The organism is Kineosporia sp. NBRC 101731, assembly GCF_030269305.1.
GTDB lineage: Bacteria > Actinomycetota > Actinomycetes > Actinomycetales > Kineosporiaceae > Kineosporia.
On record NZ_BSTC01000009.1, the window covers coordinates 313,068 to 329,099 of the forward strand.

A 16,032-nucleotide genomic window follows, 5' to 3' on the forward strand; every position below is an offset into this window, starting at 1 on the left:
CATTAGCCAGCGGTGTCAACGGGCGCGCTCTCCTGGGAGATTGGTGATCACAGAACGACCTGCCATGATTCTGCGGCTACTGGGGAACGGACGCCCCAGGCCCTGGAGGATGTGAACGTGAAGCGGTCGCTGCTGGTTCGGTCGGTCGTCACCATGTCGGTGGCCGGACTCCTGCTGACCGGGTGTGCGAGAGAGAGCGAGACCCCGACCGCCGCGGCCTCGTCCCCTGCGGTCGTGACGCCCACCGCCCCGGTGTCGGTCTGGAACGTGGACGAGGAGCAGGACGCCACGTGGACCCGGCAGCTGAAGGAGATCAAGCAGATGCTGCAGCGCGTCCACGGCGCCAAGTCGACCAAGGCCGCCGAGGTTCGCACCGAGCAGATGATCGACCTGGAGAAGGTGCTGACCGAGATGGCCGCGGCCGGTGGCCCCGAGGGCGTCGGGCACGTGGCCTGTGAGGTCATGCCGATCCAGCTGCTGTCCTACGAGGACAGCGACTCCGCCGACATGGTGAGCATGCAGATCGGCGCCTACTGGAGCACCGCCGTCGCGGCTGCCGCGAACCAGCCCACCGCGAGCTTCAAAGACGTCGAGCTCGACGCGCGTATGAAGCAGGAGTGCGACGACGTCCATCGCGACGTGCTAAAGACCATGGGCCTGCGCACCCTGAACAAGATGTACCACCTGGACCGGGTGCAGACGACGTCCTGAATGCACTCCGTGACGGAGTAGCTCTTTCGGAGTATCAGAACCGCTACGGCCTGTCCGATGGATCAGTCAGGCCCGGAGCAGTTCTGGGACAATCTGGAAGGAAACTCTTCATGCGTCGTGCCCTCATTGGCGTCGGTGTCGTTGCCACCCTCGTGGTCGGTGGTGCCTCATCGGCCGATGCGGCGGTCAAGAACACGTCGTGCGTCACCAACGCCGAGTTCGGCAAGGTGAAGGTCGGCATGTCGAAGGCCCAGGTGGCGAAGGTCATCGGCGGCAACGGCACCCGGGCCAGCTACGAGACCAACGCACAGGGCTACGGCGAGGAGGTCCGCACCTACAAGGCGTGCAACCTCCCGACCGCGACCGTGCAGGTGGTCTTCGGTTCCAAGCAGGACCTGCCGGCGCCGAGCGTCGGGTGGGCCGCTGCCAAGGTGTGGGTCGAGGGCTGGAAGTAGTTCTTGTAACAACGGACGAGGTGGGCACCCGGAGATCGCCGGTCTTCGGGGTGTACCTGGCCGTGTCCGCCCGCAGCGGAGCATCCACCTCGTTCGTGATCAGGCGAACGTTCCCCGAATCGGCATGATCACGCAGGACGCGGTTGACCTTCCCCTGGGGGGAAGTACCACTCTTCCCGTTGTCGGGTGCGGTTCCGGGTGGCGGGAGGTCAGGCGTGCAATGGTGGACGATCGGGGCATTCGCCCGAGCAGCCCGGCTGTCACCGAAAGCGCTGCGCCTGTACGACGAGCTGGGTCTGCTGCCCCCGGCCCACGTCGACCCGGTCACGGGCTACCGGTTCTACGCCCCGGCCCAGCTCGAACGGGCGCAGACAGTGGCATGGCTACGAAGGCTGGGGATGCCCCTGGCCCAGATCCGTACCGTGTGCGACCTGGATCCCGGGGAAGCGGCCCACGAGGTCGCCGCGTTCTGGGCCCAGGTCGAGGCCGACACCGCGGTCCGGCGAGATCTGGCGGCCGTTCTCGTCGATCGACTGACCGGACGGCAATCGGCTGGGTCCGGCCAGGGCGGTGCCCTGGAGATCCGTTACGCGGCGGGATCGGACATCGGCCTGGTCCGCGCCACCCACCAAGACACCGCCTACGCCGGGCCCGGTCTGCTGGCCGTGGCCGACGGGTTCGGCCGCGGTGGTGCTGAGGCCAGTACCGCTGCGGTGCAGACACTGGTGAAACTGGCTGACGGAGAGCACCTTCGGTCCGGTGACCTGCTGAATGTCATGCAGGATGCGGCCGCCCGGGCGAACCAGGCCATTGGTGAGATCATTCCGGCCGGTGATTGCGAAGAACGGTCGGGCAGCACCCTGACCGCGATGCTGTGGACCGGCTCGGCACTGGCCATGGTGCACATCGGAGACTCCCGCGCCTACCTGCTCCGGGACGGCGGGTTCTTCCAGATCACCCACGACCACAGCCTGGTCCGGTCCCTGGTCGACGAGGGCCGGCTCACGCCCCCCGAGGCGGACAGTCACCCCCAGCGGGCCCTCCTGCTGAAGGCGCTCGACGGCCGCACCCCCGTCGCGCCGCAGGTCGGCCTGCAGGATGCCCAACCGGGTGACCGGTTCCTGCTCTGCTCCGACGGACTGTCCGCGGTCGTCCCCACCGAACAGATCCGCACCCTGATCGCCACCGGCGGCGAGCCCCAGCAGACGGTCGGCGAGCTGCTGGCCGCCGTCCGTGAGGCCGGGGCCCCCGACAACGTCAGCTGTGTCGTGGCCGACGTGACGAGCAAGCCGGTCCGATGAGCCGGTCGCTCCGCACCGGGTCGTACCTTCTCGACCCGCGTCCCCTGAGAATCCCAGCCTACCGCCGACTCTGGATCGCATCGGTGATCTCCGCCGTCGGTGGTTCCTTCAGCCTGATCGCGATCCCGAGTCAGCTGTTCGCCCTCACCGGCTCCTCCAGCACCATCGCCGTCGCCTCGGCCACGTCCTTCGTCGCCCTGGCCGTCGCGTCGCTGTGGGGCGGTGCGCTGGCCGACACGATGGACCGCCGCCGTCTGCTCCTGCTTGCACACACCCTCCAGGCGTTGATCTACCTCCTGCTGTGGGCCCTGGCCACCCGGGAAACACCTTCCCTGGCAGCCCTGATGGTTCTCGTCGGAGCCCAGGGCCTGGCGTTCGGGGCGAGCATGACGATCACGGGCGCCACCGTGCCCCGCGTCGTCCCTCCGGAACTCCTGCCCGCCGCCACCAGTCTCAGCTCCCTGGTCCGTTACACCGGCTCGATCATCGGGCCGCTCCTGGCAGGCCTCCTGATCCCCGCGGTCGGCCTCGGCCCGCTCTACCTCTGCGACACGATCGCGCTGACCGCCGTGCTGTGGGCCGTCTTCCGGCTCCCGCCGATCCCACCCGTTCCGCGTCCTGTGGGCCGCCCCCTGATCGGGCAGGTGATCGACGGTTTCGGCTACCTGTTCGCCCAGCCGGTCCTCGTCGCCGTCCTGGCCGTAGACCTGGCCGCCATGGTCTTCGGGATGCCCGTCGCCCTGTTCCCCGAACTCGCCCACCGCCTCTACGGCGGCCCCGCCGAAGGAGGCCCGGTCCTGGGACTGCTGTACGCCGCCTACCCCACCGGCGTGCTCCTGGCTGGTCTGCTGTCGGGAACCTTCACCCACGCCCGCCGGCACGGCGCCTGGATGGCCTCGGCCGCGATCGCCTGGGGCCTGACCGTGGTGTTGTTCGGCCTGACTCCACACCTGGCCCCGGCCCTGATCGCCCTCACCGTCGGAGGCGCGGTGAACGTCGTCCTGAGCACCTTCCGCAACGTCATCACCCAGGCCCACACCGACGACGCCCTCCGCGGTCGGACCCAGGGCTCCCTGACCATCGTGCTGGTCGGAGGCCCACAGCTGAGCAGTGTCCTGCACGCGCTCGCAGGATCGGCGATCGGTGCGCGCTGGGCCGTCTGCCTGGGCGGCCTGCTCACCATGGCCGCCGTCACCGCGATCGTGCGCGCCGTCCCGTACCTGTGGCGCTACCCGACTGTCTGACCGCCGTGACCCATTCGAGATTCGTCCGTTTTTTAAATCCTGTGCGAAGTCTGTGTGTTTATCCCTAAAGTCGAGTCATCGGCGGCGTCGGGGCGCCCACAGCAAGATCAATGCAAGGGATGAACAGTGACCACGCGTTCCAAAGTCATGGCAGTCGCAGCGTTCGGCCTGGTGGCAACGGTCGGGATCAGCGGCTGCGCAGGCTCTGAATCCGATGGCGCCGACGGTGCCGGGGCCGCTGGGAGCACCCCGAAAGACAAGGTCCTCGAAGCTTTCACGAACCACACGAAGCTCTCCAGCGCCGGCTACACCCTGGCGCTGAACAGCACCAAGGCCGATCTGCAGAAGATCAGCGCCGCGCAGCCGAAGACCGGCGGTGACGACGTGATCACAGCGTCTGACATCAAAGACTTCGAGCAGGTCCTCGGCGGCAAGCTGGTCGTGAACCAGACCGCACCGGATGGTCAGACGTTCGCCGACATGCTGAAGGTCTCCGACCTCGGAGCTGACAGCCTTTCGCTGCTGAAAGACCCGGCCAAGGCTCAGGCCGCGGTGAAGGCTCAGGGGTCGATGGCGATCTCGGCCGTGCTGAACGATTCCAGCCTGGTCGATTTCGTCACCATAGACGGCGTGATGTATCTGCGCGCCGACGCTGAGAAGATCGCCACGATGTCCGGCCTGGGCAGTGTCAGCGACGCGCAGGCCCTGCTCGGTCAGCTTCCGCCGAGCATCGCCACCCCGGCGAAGGCTGCGCTCGACGGCGGCTGGGTCTCGCTCGACCTGATCGAGTCGCTCAAGGTGCTCAACCAGCAGGGCGTGCTCGACGAGCTCCCGAAAGAGGCTGTGACACCGTCGATCGACCCGAACCGGGTGCAGACCCTCGTCGACTCGCTGCAGGCCGCGGTCGAGGCTGACGCCCAGGTCACCGAGGTCGACGGCGGCGACCAGGGTGACGGCTACCGGGTCACGGTGCCGATCAAGAAGATCGCGGCCGCCGTGCAGGACGACCTGATCGCCGTCTTCGGTCAGAGCACGGCCGACGGGATCAAGAAGAGCACCGGTGAGATCGGCGAGAACGAGACCGTCACGGTCGACCTCTTCCTTGAGGACGAGAAGCTCAGTGGCCTCAACATCGACCTGGTCCAGTTCCTCCAGAAGCCGGTCAAAGACGCGACCCTGGCCGTCACGGTAGACATCGACCCTGACGCCGCCCCGGTGAAGGCTCCGGACGGCGCCACCGTGATCGATGTGAAAGCCATCCTGAACACCATCCCGGCGGACACGTTCGCCGGGATGGGCGCCGGGCTCTGACCATCTGAAAAACCCTGCTAAGGGGCCGGAACCGTCTGGTTCCGGCCCCGTTCCTCATCGCTGCTGATCCACCGATCGCAGCAGGATCTCGTTGACCGCAACCTGAGCCGGCTGCGTCACCGCGAAGACGAGGGCGGCCGCGACGTCCTCGGGGGCCAGGGGCCGCAGGGCTGCCGCGAACTGCTCCACCGCCTCCCGTGTCGGGGAATGTGTGATGTGGGAGGCCAGTTCCGTCGTCGTCGCCCCCGGCTCGATCACCACGACACGAACTCCCCGGGTGGTCACTTCCTGCCGCAGTGATTCCGAGAACGCGTTCACTGCGGACTTGCTGGCGTTGTAGACACCGGTGAGCGGTCCCGCCAGACGGCCGTCGACCGAGGACACCTGCACGAGCGTGCCCCGGGAGTTCAGCAGGTGCGGCAGCGCCGCGTGCGTCATGTACATCAGCCCCAGAACATCGGTGTTGATCATGCGTCGCCAGTCGTCGGTGTCGGCGCCCTTGATGGGGCCCAGCAGCATCACTCCGGCGTTGTTCACGAGGAGGTCGAGCGAGCCCCAGCGACGGACGCACTGGTCGACGGCCGCACGGCACGTCGCCTCATCGGTGACGTCCAGTTCGACGACCATGGCAGTGCCACCGTCCGCCTCGATCTCGGCGGCCAGCTGTTCGAGCCGGTCACGCCGCCGCGCGGCCACAGCGACGTTCGCGCCGCGGGCGGCCAGCGCCCGGGCGACAGACGCTCCGATTCCGGAGGAGGCCCCGGTGACAAGGGCTACCTTGCCGAGCAGTTCGGTATTCATGACCGGCAGCATGCGGCGGACCACCGCTCGGGCAACAGAACCCGCCGGGAGGGGACCCAGCAGGGCCCCTTCCGGCCTGCCCGTTCTGGCCTACGCTCCTGGCATGGGTGAGAGCAATCGTCTCGGCGAGTTCCTGCGCGCCCGCCGCGAACTGGTATCGCCTGAAGAGGCCGGGCTCAGCATCCGGACCAAGGGCCGGCGGGTGCCCGGCCTGCGGCGCGAAGAGGTGGCTGCGCTGACGGGCATCAGCGTGGAATACCTCACCCGTCTGGAGCGGGGAAAAGACAGCTCACCCTCACGCCAGGTGCTGGATGCGCTGGCGGCGACGCTGCGCCTGGAGGACGAGGCCGTCCGCCACCTGCACTCCCTGGTCTGGCCGGTCGCCGTGCAGCCTCCGACCGTGAGCGCCGACCAACCGGTTCCGGCTCTGGCCCGAGCGCTGATGCGTTTCGACGGGGAGATCTCCTACATCCTGGGCCCGTACTTCGACGTGATCGCGTGCAGCGCAGTGGCCGATGCCTTCCTCGGCCGGGCCGGCCACGGCAATCAGCTGGAATACGTCTTCCTCGACCGTGAGGCCCCCTCCACCTACCCGGACTGGGACGCCGTGGCACTTGAAGCCGTGGCAGCCCTGCGCAGTATGGCGCGCGGGAGGGAGGGCGATCAGAGGCTGCATTCCCTGCTCGGACGCCTCTCGGCGGGCAGCGACGCCTTCCGGCAGCTCTGGGCCCGCCACGACGTCCACGGTCATTCCTCCGGCACCAAGCGCATTTCCAGCCATCGTTTCGGCACGATCACCGTGCTGTGGGACGCGTTCATGACCGCCTACCCGACCGCCCAGACCCTCGTCCTCTATACCGCCGACCCGTCTACCGACACCGAGACCATCCTTGATGCGGTCCGTAGGTCAGTGACTGTGTAATGCGTCTGATCCACGGATGATTGCCTACGAGTGGCGGGCCGAGTTCACCAACGAGGCCCTCAAATCCCTTCACGCAGAGGCTTTTGGTCCTGGAGAGACGGCCGTCGACTGGTACGCGCAGGTGCACCGGCACAGTCTCGGCTGGGTCTGCGCACACGAAGACCGTCGGCTGGTCGGATTCGTCAACGTGGCCTGGGACGGCGGTGCCCACGCTTTCCTCCTCGACACCATGGTCGCTCGCGATCGACGGCAGAGCGGTGTCGGAGCTGAACTCGTGGCCACCGCTGTCCGTGGAGCCCGGGCGGCGAACTGCGCCTGGATCCACGTCGACTTCGAAAAACATCTGCAACCGTTCTACTTCGAGGCGTGCGGATTCTCGCCTACACGCGCGGGCCTTATCGCGTTGCGCTGATGCGGGAGAATCATGGCCATGGACGATCTGCTGTTTCCCGGGATGATCGACCCGCTCCATGACGAGGCCAAGAAGAAGATCCTGCTGACGGCTCTGCACGAGGTGCTCCGACGTGGGCGCGGGAAGGTGGTCGTCAACTACCAGCCGCCAGAACTCGGGCGCAATTACTGCCGGGTCGGCGTGAAGTTCGACCATGGCCCCGCTCTGTGGATCCTGCTCAATCCGGCAGCCGGTCTGGTGGCCGCGGCGGAGATGGGCAGCGGCCGGGAGGCGGACGAGATCGTCCAAGGGCGTCGGGGTTCCGGGTCGCCAGCGCCGAGGAGATGAACCAGCCGGTGCGGGAACAGCATCTACGCAAACTGGACGGATACCGGCAGTGGGTGGTCTATCACCAGACCGAGACCCTCGGTGGCGTTTTCTTCAACTGGTACGACTGACGTTCGGGCGCACCTTGGATAGAGTCGTGCCATGAGCCTGTCCGAACTTGTGGGAACCTGGTCTGGTAGCAACGGTTTCCGGCTGATTCCGGCCGATCCGCTCGTGGAGTTGCCGGCCGCGGCCTCCGTGACCACTGCCGCGGGCGGCCACCTGACCCTGCTGGCGTACTCCTGGCAGCATCCCGACGACGGCCCGCAAGACGGTCTCGTCCTCATGGAGCTTGCTGGTGAGGATGATGCGGTAGTGGCCACCTGGGGTGACTCGTGGCATCGGAAGCCCGACACCATGTCGTTGTCCGGGACCCGGACCGCTGACGGACTGATCAGCCTGGAGGGCGAGTACGCCGGCGAATGGGGGTGGCGCATTCACCTCGGAATCGGTGAGCCACGCGAGCTGCTGATCAGGATGGAGAACGTCATTCCCGCAGCTCACGCCACGTCTGAGATGCCCGCGGGTCCTTACCCCGTGATGATCCTGCAGCTCCGATGACCGTATTCACCCTCAACGATGTCGCCGACGGCCTGCGCGCGTCCTGGGCGGCCGATACCTGTTCACCTGACGATGTTGAACGTTCCCCCTGGAGCCCGGAGAACCCGGCCTGGGGTCACTGCGACATCACCGCTCTGGTCGTCAATGATCTCTTCGGTGGCGATCTGGTGATGGGCGAGGTGCATCTCAACGGTGAGCAGCACGGATATCACTGGTGGAACCGGCTGGAGAGCGGCCTGGAGATCGATATGACCAAGGAGCAGTTCCGCCTCGGTCAGACGATCAGCTCGGTGCAGGTGCGCAAGCGTCCGCCGGGGCCGTTACGACGGCGCCGTGAGGAGTACCTGTTGCTGCGGGAGCGGCTCGCCGATCGTCTGGGTGCGCTCCCGCACGAGGCCGACGGCACCCAGCGTGACGAGCAGGATGGCAGTCAGTCTCAAACGAGCTGAAGAAGTTCTCGGGCAGCGTCTTTCGGCACCACGTAAGGAACTGAGGCGTCGACGCTGAGGCAGAGCTCGCCGGCCAGGGTCAGGAACACGACGTCGTCCTGAAGTAGGTCGATAGTGGGGTGGATGAGCCAGCGTCGCAGCTGCTGCCGATCGATGACCGCGATGTTCCGGTTGCCGATGTAGAAGATCACCATGTCACGCCGGACGTTGACGTCGACGGTCGCAACCGAGACTCCGAGGCCGTTGCCCAGGTCTATTTCCAGCCACCCGATCCAGGGCGCATCTAATGACATCGCTGCGTGCCTACTTCCCGTGTCCTGAGCCGGGTCCCTCGCCTGGGAAGGAGGGGTTCACGAGGCGAGAGACCCGGCGATCATGGGAGGGACCCTGGTGGCCTGGAGGTGCGGGCTCCAGGCCACCAGGAGGGTGCCGGGCACTGCCCCAAACCCCCGTCTTCGAGCGTGCTCCCCGATGACTGCACCCGGCGGATCGCGCCCCTCGGCTTGCTTCCGAGTGATCCGCCGCGACCAAGATTGGCAAAAACCCGAACGGTGCGCAAGATGCTATTTCGGCCTGTCGAAGTCTTGAAAGTTTGATGGGGCAGGTCTTTTAAACGGACGAGCCAAAGTCTTCCATTGTCGATGGAAGGTTCATTCCACAACGGTGGTCCGGACATGTTCACCGCGTGACATCGCTGCTCGACATGCGAGCATTCTGGGCTCGGGTAACCATGAGCCGGTGGCTGTCACGGACGTTCTTCTGGCTGTCCGACGGCGGCAGAACGGCTTGTTTGACGTTGTTTCGCTGCAGCCGTCTCGGGCTCCGGGCATAGACCGGGCCCGACCTCGGCTCGCCCGGTGCGGCCAGGGCGGGACGGCGTGAAGCAGCTGGTCTATCCGGCGCCCGAGCCGCGGTCCACCATGCCGCGTCACTACGCAGTCGCCCTGTTCCTCGCGAGCCTGATGGCGTACGTGGCGCTCATGGTCCTGATCGGGATCTACCTGAGCTGGACGTCTGTCTTCACTGCCACATTGCTCGGCGTGTACTTCGGCTACCGGCAGCGCCGACTCAGGACGATCGTGACGGCCGAGGTCATCGCCGTCCGCACCCTGGTGGGCTCCTGGGCTCTGCCGGTGGCTCAGGCCGAGGAACTCATGGACCGGAACCTGGGAGGCGACCCGGTCTACGTTCTCAGTAGAAGCGGGCGCAGGCGGTGCCTGCCCCAGGTGAAGCCGGCCGATCTGAGCGACATCAGCGAGCTGACTGGCCTGCCGATCCGGTGGAGGGCTAGATCTTAGATTTGGCAAAATCACAAACGGTGTGCAATCTTCTACTTGTGCTCGCGGGCATGCAGAAAGCCTGCGGGGGGTGGTCTTTTAGGTGGACTGGCCGACACCTTCTGCTTCGGGTGTGAGGGCTCGCTCCTGACCGAGGGGGATGAGGTGCAGACCGAGATCACGGGGTCGACTGTTCCGCGACGTCAGCTCGGCAGATACATGCGCGATCTGCGCGGGCAGGCTCGCATGACGGTTCGGGCCGTGGCCAAGGAACTGGAGTGGTCGGAAGGCAAGATCTGGCGTATCGAGACGGGGAAATCGTCGATGCGCAGTCACGACGCCGAGTTGATGTGCCAGATATACGGGGCCAGTTCCGAGATGACTAGTGTGCTCAGTGCTTTGGCAGGGGAGACAAAAGCACGCGGCTGGTGGCACAGCTATGGCGACGTGCTTCCTAAGTACTTCGACGTCTACATTGGTCTCGAAGAGGGAGCGTCCGCCTTTCGTTGGTACGAGACGGATCTCGTTCCTGGTTTGTTGCAGACCGAGTCCTACGCGCGAACTCTCGTGGAGGAGGCTCACGCCGATGCAAACGAGGCGGAGATTGATCATCGTGTTCGTGTTCGGATCGGTCGTGGAGCGTTGCTGACCAGGGCGACCGCGCCGCCGACATTCCAGGCAGTGATCAGCGAATCGATTCTGCGGCGCCCCGTAGGTGGCGCAGAGGTCATGGCAGCCCAACTTGATCATCTGGTCCAGCTGAGCGGATTGGACCATGTTCAGTTGCGAGTCTTACCGTTCAGAGTCGGATATCACGCTGGCATTCATTCCGGACCCTTCATCACCCTGCGATTTCCGGTGACTACTGATGGGCGTGAGAGCGAACCTCCGACCATCTACGTCGAGTCGCTCACCGGTGCCCTGTATCTCGACAAGCCAGCTGAACTACTGCAGTACGACGCTGCGTGGCAAGGAATCTGGGGGTCATCCTTGGGTGCCTCCGCGTCCGTGAATCTGATGAGACAAGCCGCGAAGGAGTTCAGATCGTGAATGGCCTTTTAGAGGGAGCCGTGTGGCGCAAGAGTAGCCGAAGCAATGGCTCGGGTGCTTGCGTCGAAGTGGCGTTCTTGGGCGACGGAGATGTCGCTCTGCGAGAAAGCGATGATCCCGGAACGGTTGTGATCACGAGCTCAATCAAGTGGGATGCCTTCTTGGCGGGTGTCCGCAACAACGAGTTTGATCGTCTCAGAGATTGAACTTACTTCGTTATGGCAGACGGTGGCCGCGCGTGTCCTGGAGGAGAAGGACGAGGTGGTCTTCCACCCGGACTCCTACGGGTACCGGCCGGACAGGTCCGCGATCGATGCGGTGGGCCAGTGCCGGTGGCGCTGTGACCAGGACGACAAGAGCCGCATGACGGGAGACTGCCGTGTACGGTTCTGTGAGGGCCCGGGGGCGAGATTCCTCCTGGCTACCGGGCTCACTCAGCTGGATTGCCAGAGGTAGTCGAAGTGATGGAAAGCCAGTTGTTCTCCGAACTGGCGGAAGTTGTCCTCGACGTTGATGATCAGGACCTCGTCGGAACCGCCGTTCAGAGGCCCGCGCAGGCCACGGCCAATCATCTGCTGATACAGGTTGGTAGTGAAAGTGGGGCGTGTCACGTAGACAGCGCGCACTGCCGGCGCATCGAATCCTTGCGCGAAGACCCCGTAGTTGGTCAGCACGCGCAACTCTTTCTTTCGGAACTGGTCCACGTAGTGGCGGCGGGCCGCCTTGTCTGTCTCGCCCGAAACTGCCATTGCAGGAACGCCTTTGTTGCTCAGGATCGCGGCTAGGGCACGAGCACTGTCCACCGAGGGCGCGAAGAGCAGAACGGTCCAGTCGGAGGGAAGGCCGAGAATGGACTCAACGATGGTGCGGTTTCGCCGATCGTCCCTTCCCAGACGGTCCTGTAGCGAGGGTGCGACACGCCTGCGCTCACGCAGCTCTCGCAGCTCGTCCACGCTCAGGTCGATCTCGGCCCCTTGTAGCACTTCGTGCCGGACCTTGGCCAGAACCCCCATGGCCTGCAACTCTTCGTGAGGGTCCCCTTCGAAAGCGTCGTCCGTGAGTAGGTTAGTGTCGTAACGGCCGACCAGACGCTGGGTTTCCTCAGAGCTTACGCCGCGGAACGGTGTCGCGGAAAGACCGATCAAGGGCTTGCCGGATGCGCGGGAGCGTCCGCGGCCCAACCATTCGAGCAGAGGGGTGTAGGACTGCGAGATGGACGTGTGAGCCTCATCGATAATGACCACGGTCGCCTCGCGCAACCATCGATACTCGTCCCGTCGGTACACACTCGTCATCTTGTCGTCCGTGGCGACCACCACGTGGAAGCCGTCCTCGTAGGGTTCAGCGTCGTTACCTGCCCAGAGCCGGCTGACTCTCAGTCGTTCGGGCGGTCCTACGGAACGCCAGATCAGAGACCAGGTCTGCACGGCCTGCTCGCAGAGTTCGTCGCTCTGAGCCAGCCACAGCACGGGCCCACGCAGACCTTCGAAGGCTGCCGCGCGGACGACGGCCTCGACGGCGACCCTGGTCTTACCGGCGCCGGTGGGCAGAGAGACCATGCCTCGGTGGTGTTTGTCCTCACCGCGAAGGACACGTCGGATCCGGTCGGCCACGCGAACCTGGTATTCGTGCAGGTCCGGCAGTAGTACTGGACCGTCGACATCGACGATGGCATCGCGCTCGCCGCCGCTGAAGCCGGCCAGCTCCGAATCGAAACCGAGGTCAGTGACGTAGCCTCGGGCCTGTCCCGATCCGGCCCATCGGCTGGGCGGTTCCAACCCTCGACGTTCCAGGGCCGCCTTGAGGGTCGTGAGTACTTCCAGGCCCAGTGCCGCTCGCGCGGCAGCCGCCAGTTTCGTCCCCCGTAGTGGTCCTTCGTCCTGCTCGATCAAGGTGATGGCAGCTGCAGGTATGGCGCGACGCAGTTCGTCCTCGCCGACAGCGATCAGGAGACGTTCGTCGTCATTCTTGGCCTCGCGGACGGCCTTGGTGCGATGACGGGTGGCCGAGCGGCTGGACTCGTGAACGATGATCTGTTGGTATGCGTCGCTGATCCCGAGTTCCAGCTCGGCGTTGATCCGGCTCAGTAGCGGGCCGAGTTCCAGGTCGACAGTGTAGATCTGGTGCTCTAGGAGAAGGAAGTCTTTTCTCTGAGTCTCCTGTCCGCCGGGGGTCACCCTGCGGAACTCGATCTCCTCGCAGGGCAGCACCTCGTAATGGTCGACGGGTTTGCTGGTGTGATCGCGCAGTGCCGGCAGCAGGTCCAGCAGAGGCAGCGGTTCCCGGGACGGGACATGGTGAATAGCCGACGTGATGTGTCGGGCGGCGGGCTCGAGACCCCATGCTGTGTGGAGTTCTTCGGCCTCGGCAGCGCTGGTGACCCTGACCACCGCGATTCCCTGCTGACGCAGGATGTGGAAGTCTTCCGTGGTTGCTACGGCACAGATCTGGGACGTGGATGCCTCACGTTGTCCTTCGAGATCGTCGGCCCACAGTGTCGCGGGGGGCTCGATGTGCTTCACCGCAAGGGTGTACAGGCGACCGCGTTGATCGGTGGACAACTGCTGAGCCTTGCTCAGCAGATCCGCCCAGTCGGCGTCGGTCAGGTCTTCGAGCCCTTGCATCAGCTCGTTAAGAAGCATGTCGGCTGCTCGCGCCACCGGGAAGAGATCTTCCGGCAGGCCGGGAACGGGCGCGAACGCCTGCCGGGCCTGTCGCGGTCCGAGGGATGTGGGGATGCGACCGTGTTCGAGAACGAGGCCGATCACGGGATCTGCGACGGCCTGTTCGGGCCGCTTGTCGGCCCGGACCTTCCAGACCGCTGGACGCAGGAACGCCATGACGATGGTCGTCATGGCTTCCCTCCCGGATTCGGAAAGAGTGTTGAGCAAATCGAGGTGTGAGGGAATCAGGTGCTCGTCGACGTACACGTTCTCGCGCTTGGGCACGCTCACTCCCTTGGGCAGCCCTTGCCGGTAGACATCGACAATGTGTTCCCTCCAGCTGTCGAACCACTCATCGTCCAGACTCGGGGCCCGAAGCTCCGGGCGGTCGGACATGCCGATGCCTCGCAGAGTCCTCAGGTTTCCCCGGTGAAACTGGTTGTCCAGGGATGCGTGGCCGTCGGTCGTGGCGCCTTCCGGGATAACCGCTCCCGGTAGAAGAATCTGCGAAGCGTATCTCCAGTCGCCGGTCTTCGTCTTGACGAGACAGTTCATCCTCGGGTCCTCGATGTGCTCGCCGAGGATCTTCTGTACGAGCTCGCTTTCGATCTGAGCGGAGGCTCGCCAAAACTTCTCCCACTGGCTCGCCTCGGGATGGTCCAGGTCCATACCGTCGAGGATCGAGTGCAGAGTGCCGGCCAGGTCCAACTGCGAGATACCCAACATCTCGAACAGCTCCACCACGTCCGGGTCCTCAAGCAGGTCCGGATGCACGAACGTTGTCGCTGCGACACCGGGATCGCTCACCCCGCCCAGGAAGACGCGACCCTTGACCGGTGGGACCAGGTTGCCGTCGGTGGTCAGGACGATGGCCGCCGACCGGCACGCCTCCAGGTGCTTGGGCTCCTCGCGAATGATGCGCCAGGTCAGACGTAGCGCATTCTTCGAGCCGGCTACGGCATTGGACCCCGAGGTCAATGCCTGCAACCATTCGGTGATCGTTGCTGTGTTGTCGAAGGCCGCGAGCCGTTCGACCTTGGCCCTGCGTTCGGCTGCTCCGCGATCATCGACACCGTGGTGGACCCATTGCTCCGGATGAGGTGCTCCCTCCAGCCAGAGTGCTTTCCACGAGCCCTTGAGAGCCTCCGGATGCATCCTCAGCCTGGGCGGGAGGCGAAGAACACCCAGGGCATCCGGGACGGAGGCCGTTCGTTGCAGAGCTCTGACCACCGGTCCGTTGAGAACCTCGTCCGCCCAAGAACGGTGCTCCCGTCCGCGGGCCGGATAGACATCGAGGACGCTGGCCGGGTCCTTGCGATCGATGAGGTCGGGCACACTCGATCCGACGAGCTCGGGCAGGACCTCGGTCAGCAGCTCCTCGTTGAAGGTTCCTTCGATCAAGGTCTGACGGTCCGGGCTGAGCTTCCACGGAGCGTTGATGATGCCGCCCAGGGTGGCGGATGAATGCGTGGGGAAGAACGCCCAGAGCCGCCCGGTCCCCGTGCGTTCCTCCGCCGGTACGGCCCACACCATGCGGATGAGGTCCCGCTTTGCCATCTTCCCGGCGTCCGAGCGCGCCTGCGTGGAGGGCTCGTGGTCCTTGGTCCGTACGCTCCAATAGCTCAATTTGTCGTCGGCAGACAGCACCCGTTCGCTGCCCCGGTCGAAGATCACTGCGATCTGTCGGACGCGGCCACCGGTGCGGGCGTCGCGTAGCACCAGGGTCTGGATCTGAGGGCTGAAGAGCAGGAACTGCTCGGGGAACTGGGCGAAGTCCTTCCTGAGCCAATCACAGCTCTCGCGCAGTCTCAGCCTGACCACCGTCGTTGCCCAGGACATCAGCTCACGCAGGTGCTCGTCCTCGTCGGCGAGTTCTTGCGGGTCGAACGGTTCCGGCAGTCGCAGGACCGGCCACGGTGCGACGATCGGGCCCAGCACGCCCTGGAGTTGTCGCCGTGCCGATTCGCGTTCGAACCGGATCGAGAGTGAGCGCGAGACGATCTCGACCGAGTCGGAAAGTTCTACGACCGACTTGAAGCCGAGTCCGAAACGTCCGATCTGCTGGTCGCTCTTGTCAGACATGTTCGAGAGCGTCAACGCATCGACGCCCTCCGGCGTCAGCGGCGTGCCCTCGTTCGCGACGTAGAGGAAGTCGTCGCTCAGTCGAGCCTCGATCCGAGCTTGACCCGAACCCTCCGGTCCGGCGGAGGTCAGGGCGTCCGCACCGTTCTGGATGAGCTCGAGGAGTTGCTTACGCCCGTAGCCGCCCTGGGCCGTCACGATCTCGATGTTGGCGTGCTCGGTGACGGACTTCGGCTTCTCCAGGTAAGCCTTCAACGACCGTTGTATCTCGTCGCGCAGGTGCTGTGCCAGCGAGCTGTCCGGGCCGTCCCAGCCTTCCAGGGGCATGTGTCTCCTCCGTCGTCGCGAAGCGCACTCCATCCCCTTCGAAGGTCGCCACGGCTGGACGAGTGATGTCGGCGCTCTTGGTCATCGGCCGTTCGAGAGG

The 16,032-nt window shown here is 65.2% G+C and carries 16 protein-coding genes; 13 read left to right on the plus strand and 3 right to left on the minus strand.

The features are described 5' to 3' along the window. The first annotated feature begins 117 nt into the window (after window positions 1-117). From QSK05_RS24220 to QSK05_RS24240, 5 genes are all read left to right on the plus strand, one after another. A complete protein-coding gene (locus tag QSK05_RS24220; protein ID WP_285599599.1) occupies window positions 118-711 on the plus strand; it encodes a hypothetical protein in 594 nt (197 codons plus the stop codon). A gap of 110 nt (window positions 712-821) precedes the next feature. Further along, window positions 822-1,166: a hypothetical protein gene (locus QSK05_RS24225; RefSeq protein WP_285599600.1), complete on the plus strand. Its 345-nt coding sequence runs from the start codon at window positions 822-824 to the stop codon at window positions 1,164-1,166. A 215-nt stretch (window positions 1,167-1,381) separates the two neighbouring features. Beyond that, window positions 1,382-2,467, plus strand: coding sequence for a MerR family transcriptional regulator (locus QSK05_RS24230; protein WP_285599601.1), 1,086 nt, complete (start codon window positions 1,382-1,384; stop codon window positions 2,465-2,467). Then, window positions 2,464-3,711 (plus strand): MFS transporter, encoded by a 1,248-nt coding sequence (locus QSK05_RS24235; RefSeq protein ID WP_285599602.1) that lies wholly within the window; start codon window positions 2,464-2,466, stop codon window positions 3,709-3,711. The genes QSK05_RS24230 and QSK05_RS24235 overlap by 4 nt, the downstream gene beginning before the upstream one ends. 126 nt (window positions 3,712-3,837) lie before the next feature. Further along, window positions 3,838-5,022: a hypothetical protein gene (locus tag QSK05_RS24240; RefSeq protein ID WP_285599603.1), complete on the plus strand. Its 1,185-nt coding sequence runs from the start codon at window positions 3,838-3,840 to the stop codon at window positions 5,020-5,022. 54 nt (window positions 5,023-5,076) lie between these two features. Here QSK05_RS24240 and QSK05_RS24245 read toward each other — a convergent pair whose 3' ends face one another. Continuing rightward, window positions 5,077-5,823 carry an SDR family NAD(P)-dependent oxidoreductase gene (locus QSK05_RS24245; RefSeq protein ID WP_285599604.1) on the minus strand — a complete coding sequence of 249 codons (747 nt, stop codon included), beginning with the start codon at window positions 5,821-5,823 and terminating at the stop codon, window positions 5,077-5,079. A gap of 103 nt (window positions 5,824-5,926) precedes the next feature. On the opposite strand from QSK05_RS24245, the gene QSK05_RS24250 reads away from it, so the two are divergent. The 5 genes from QSK05_RS24250 (at window position 5,927) to QSK05_RS24270 (ending at window position 8,533) form a co-directional block, all read left to right on the plus strand. Further along, on the plus strand, window positions 5,927-6,745 hold the full coding sequence (locus tag QSK05_RS24250) for a helix-turn-helix transcriptional regulator (protein WP_285599605.1): 819 nt from the start codon (window positions 5,927-5,929) through the stop codon (window positions 6,743-6,745). Window positions 6,746-6,761: 16 nt separating this feature from the next. Beyond that, window positions 6,762-7,157, plus strand: coding sequence for a GNAT family N-acetyltransferase (locus tag QSK05_RS24255; RefSeq protein ID WP_285599606.1), 396 nt, complete (start codon window positions 6,762-6,764; stop codon window positions 7,155-7,157). An 18-nt stretch (window positions 7,158-7,175) separates the two neighbouring features. Next, the gene (locus tag QSK05_RS24260; protein ID WP_285599607.1) at window positions 7,176-7,484 is read left to right on the plus strand and encodes a hypothetical protein; all 309 of its coding nucleotides are present in this window, start codon (window positions 7,176-7,178) and stop codon (window positions 7,482-7,484) included. 141 nt (window positions 7,485-7,625) lie between these two features. Then, complete coding sequence (locus tag QSK05_RS24265) at window positions 7,626-8,084, plus strand: hypothetical protein (protein WP_285599608.1); 459 nt, start codon at window positions 7,626-7,628, stop codon at window positions 8,082-8,084. Next, window positions 8,081-8,533: a YunG family protein gene (locus tag QSK05_RS24270; protein ID WP_285599609.1), complete on the plus strand. Its 453-nt coding sequence runs from the start codon at window positions 8,081-8,083 to the stop codon at window positions 8,531-8,533. Before QSK05_RS24265 ends, QSK05_RS24270 begins: the two co-directional genes overlap by 4 nt. Here QSK05_RS24270 and QSK05_RS24275 read toward each other — a convergent pair. Next, window positions 8,521-8,826, minus strand: a complete 306-nt coding sequence (locus QSK05_RS24275) for a hypothetical protein (RefSeq protein ID WP_285599610.1) — start codon at window positions 8,824-8,826, stop codon at window positions 8,521-8,523. The genes QSK05_RS24270 and QSK05_RS24275 overlap by 13 nt on opposite strands. A 585-nt stretch (window positions 8,827-9,411) precedes the next feature. Between QSK05_RS24275 and QSK05_RS24280 the strand changes: the two genes are divergently transcribed. The 3 genes from QSK05_RS24280 to QSK05_RS36460 all read left to right on the plus strand — a co-directional run bounded on the left by QSK05_RS24280 (window position 9,412) and on the right by QSK05_RS36460 (window position 11,066). Beyond that, entirely contained in the window at window positions 9,412-9,831 is a 420-nt protein-coding gene (locus tag QSK05_RS24280; protein ID WP_285599611.1) for a hypothetical protein, read from the plus strand. 144 nt (window positions 9,832-9,975) lie between these two features. After that, on the plus strand, window positions 9,976-10,860 hold the full coding sequence (locus QSK05_RS24285; RefSeq protein WP_285599612.1) for a helix-turn-helix domain-containing protein: 885 nt from the start codon (window positions 9,976-9,978) through the stop codon (window positions 10,858-10,860). 20 nt (window positions 10,861-10,880) lie between these two features. Beyond that, the gene (locus tag QSK05_RS36460) at window positions 10,881-11,066 is read left to right on the plus strand and encodes a DUF397 domain-containing protein (protein WP_352302436.1); all 186 of its coding nucleotides are present in this window, start codon (window positions 10,881-10,883) and stop codon (window positions 11,064-11,066) included. A gap of 228 nt (window positions 11,067-11,294) precedes the next feature. Here QSK05_RS36460 and QSK05_RS24290 read toward each other — a convergent pair whose 3' ends face one another. Beyond that, window positions 11,295-15,932 carry a DEAD/DEAH box helicase gene (locus QSK05_RS24290; protein WP_285599613.1) on the minus strand — a complete coding sequence of 1,546 codons (4,638 nt, stop codon included), beginning with the start codon at window positions 15,930-15,932 and terminating at the stop codon, window positions 11,295-11,297. Window positions 15,933-16,032: the final 100 nt, after the last annotated feature.

Excerpts from the sequence above, each read along its gene's own strand:
- QSK05_RS24225 (WP_285599600.1), top strand. The coding sequence starts at position 822 with ATGCGTCGTGCCCTCATTGGCGTCGGTGTCGTTGCCACCCTCGTGGTC.
- QSK05_RS24235 (WP_285599602.1), top strand. The coding sequence starts at position 2,464 with ATGAGCCGGTCGCTCCGCACCGGGTCGTACCTTCTCGACCCGCGTCCC.
- QSK05_RS24245 (WP_285599604.1), bottom strand. The coding sequence starts at position 5,823 with ATGAATACCGAACTGCTCGGCAAGGTAGCCCTTGTCACCGGGGCCTCC.
- QSK05_RS24250 (WP_285599605.1), top strand. The coding sequence starts at position 5,927 with ATGGGTGAGAGCAATCGTCTCGGCGAGTTCCTGCGCGCCCGCCGCGAA.
- QSK05_RS24255 (WP_285599606.1), top strand. The coding sequence starts at position 6,762 with ATGATTGCCTACGAGTGGCGGGCCGAGTTCACCAACGAGGCCCTCAAA.
- QSK05_RS24260 (WP_285599607.1), top strand. The coding sequence starts at position 7,176 with ATGGACGATCTGCTGTTTCCCGGGATGATCGACCCGCTCCATGACGAG.
- QSK05_RS24265 (WP_285599608.1), top strand. The coding sequence starts at position 7,626 with ATGAGCCTGTCCGAACTTGTGGGAACCTGGTCTGGTAGCAACGGTTTC.
- QSK05_RS24270 (WP_285599609.1), top strand. The coding sequence starts at position 8,081 with ATGACCGTATTCACCCTCAACGATGTCGCCGACGGCCTGCGCGCGTCC.
- QSK05_RS24275 (WP_285599610.1), bottom strand. The coding sequence starts at position 8,826 with ATGTCATTAGATGCGCCCTGGATCGGGTGGCTGGAAATAGACCTGGGC.
- QSK05_RS24290 (WP_285599613.1), bottom strand. The coding sequence starts at position 15,932 with ATGCCCCTGGAAGGCTGGGACGGCCCGGACAGCTCGCTGGCACAGCAC.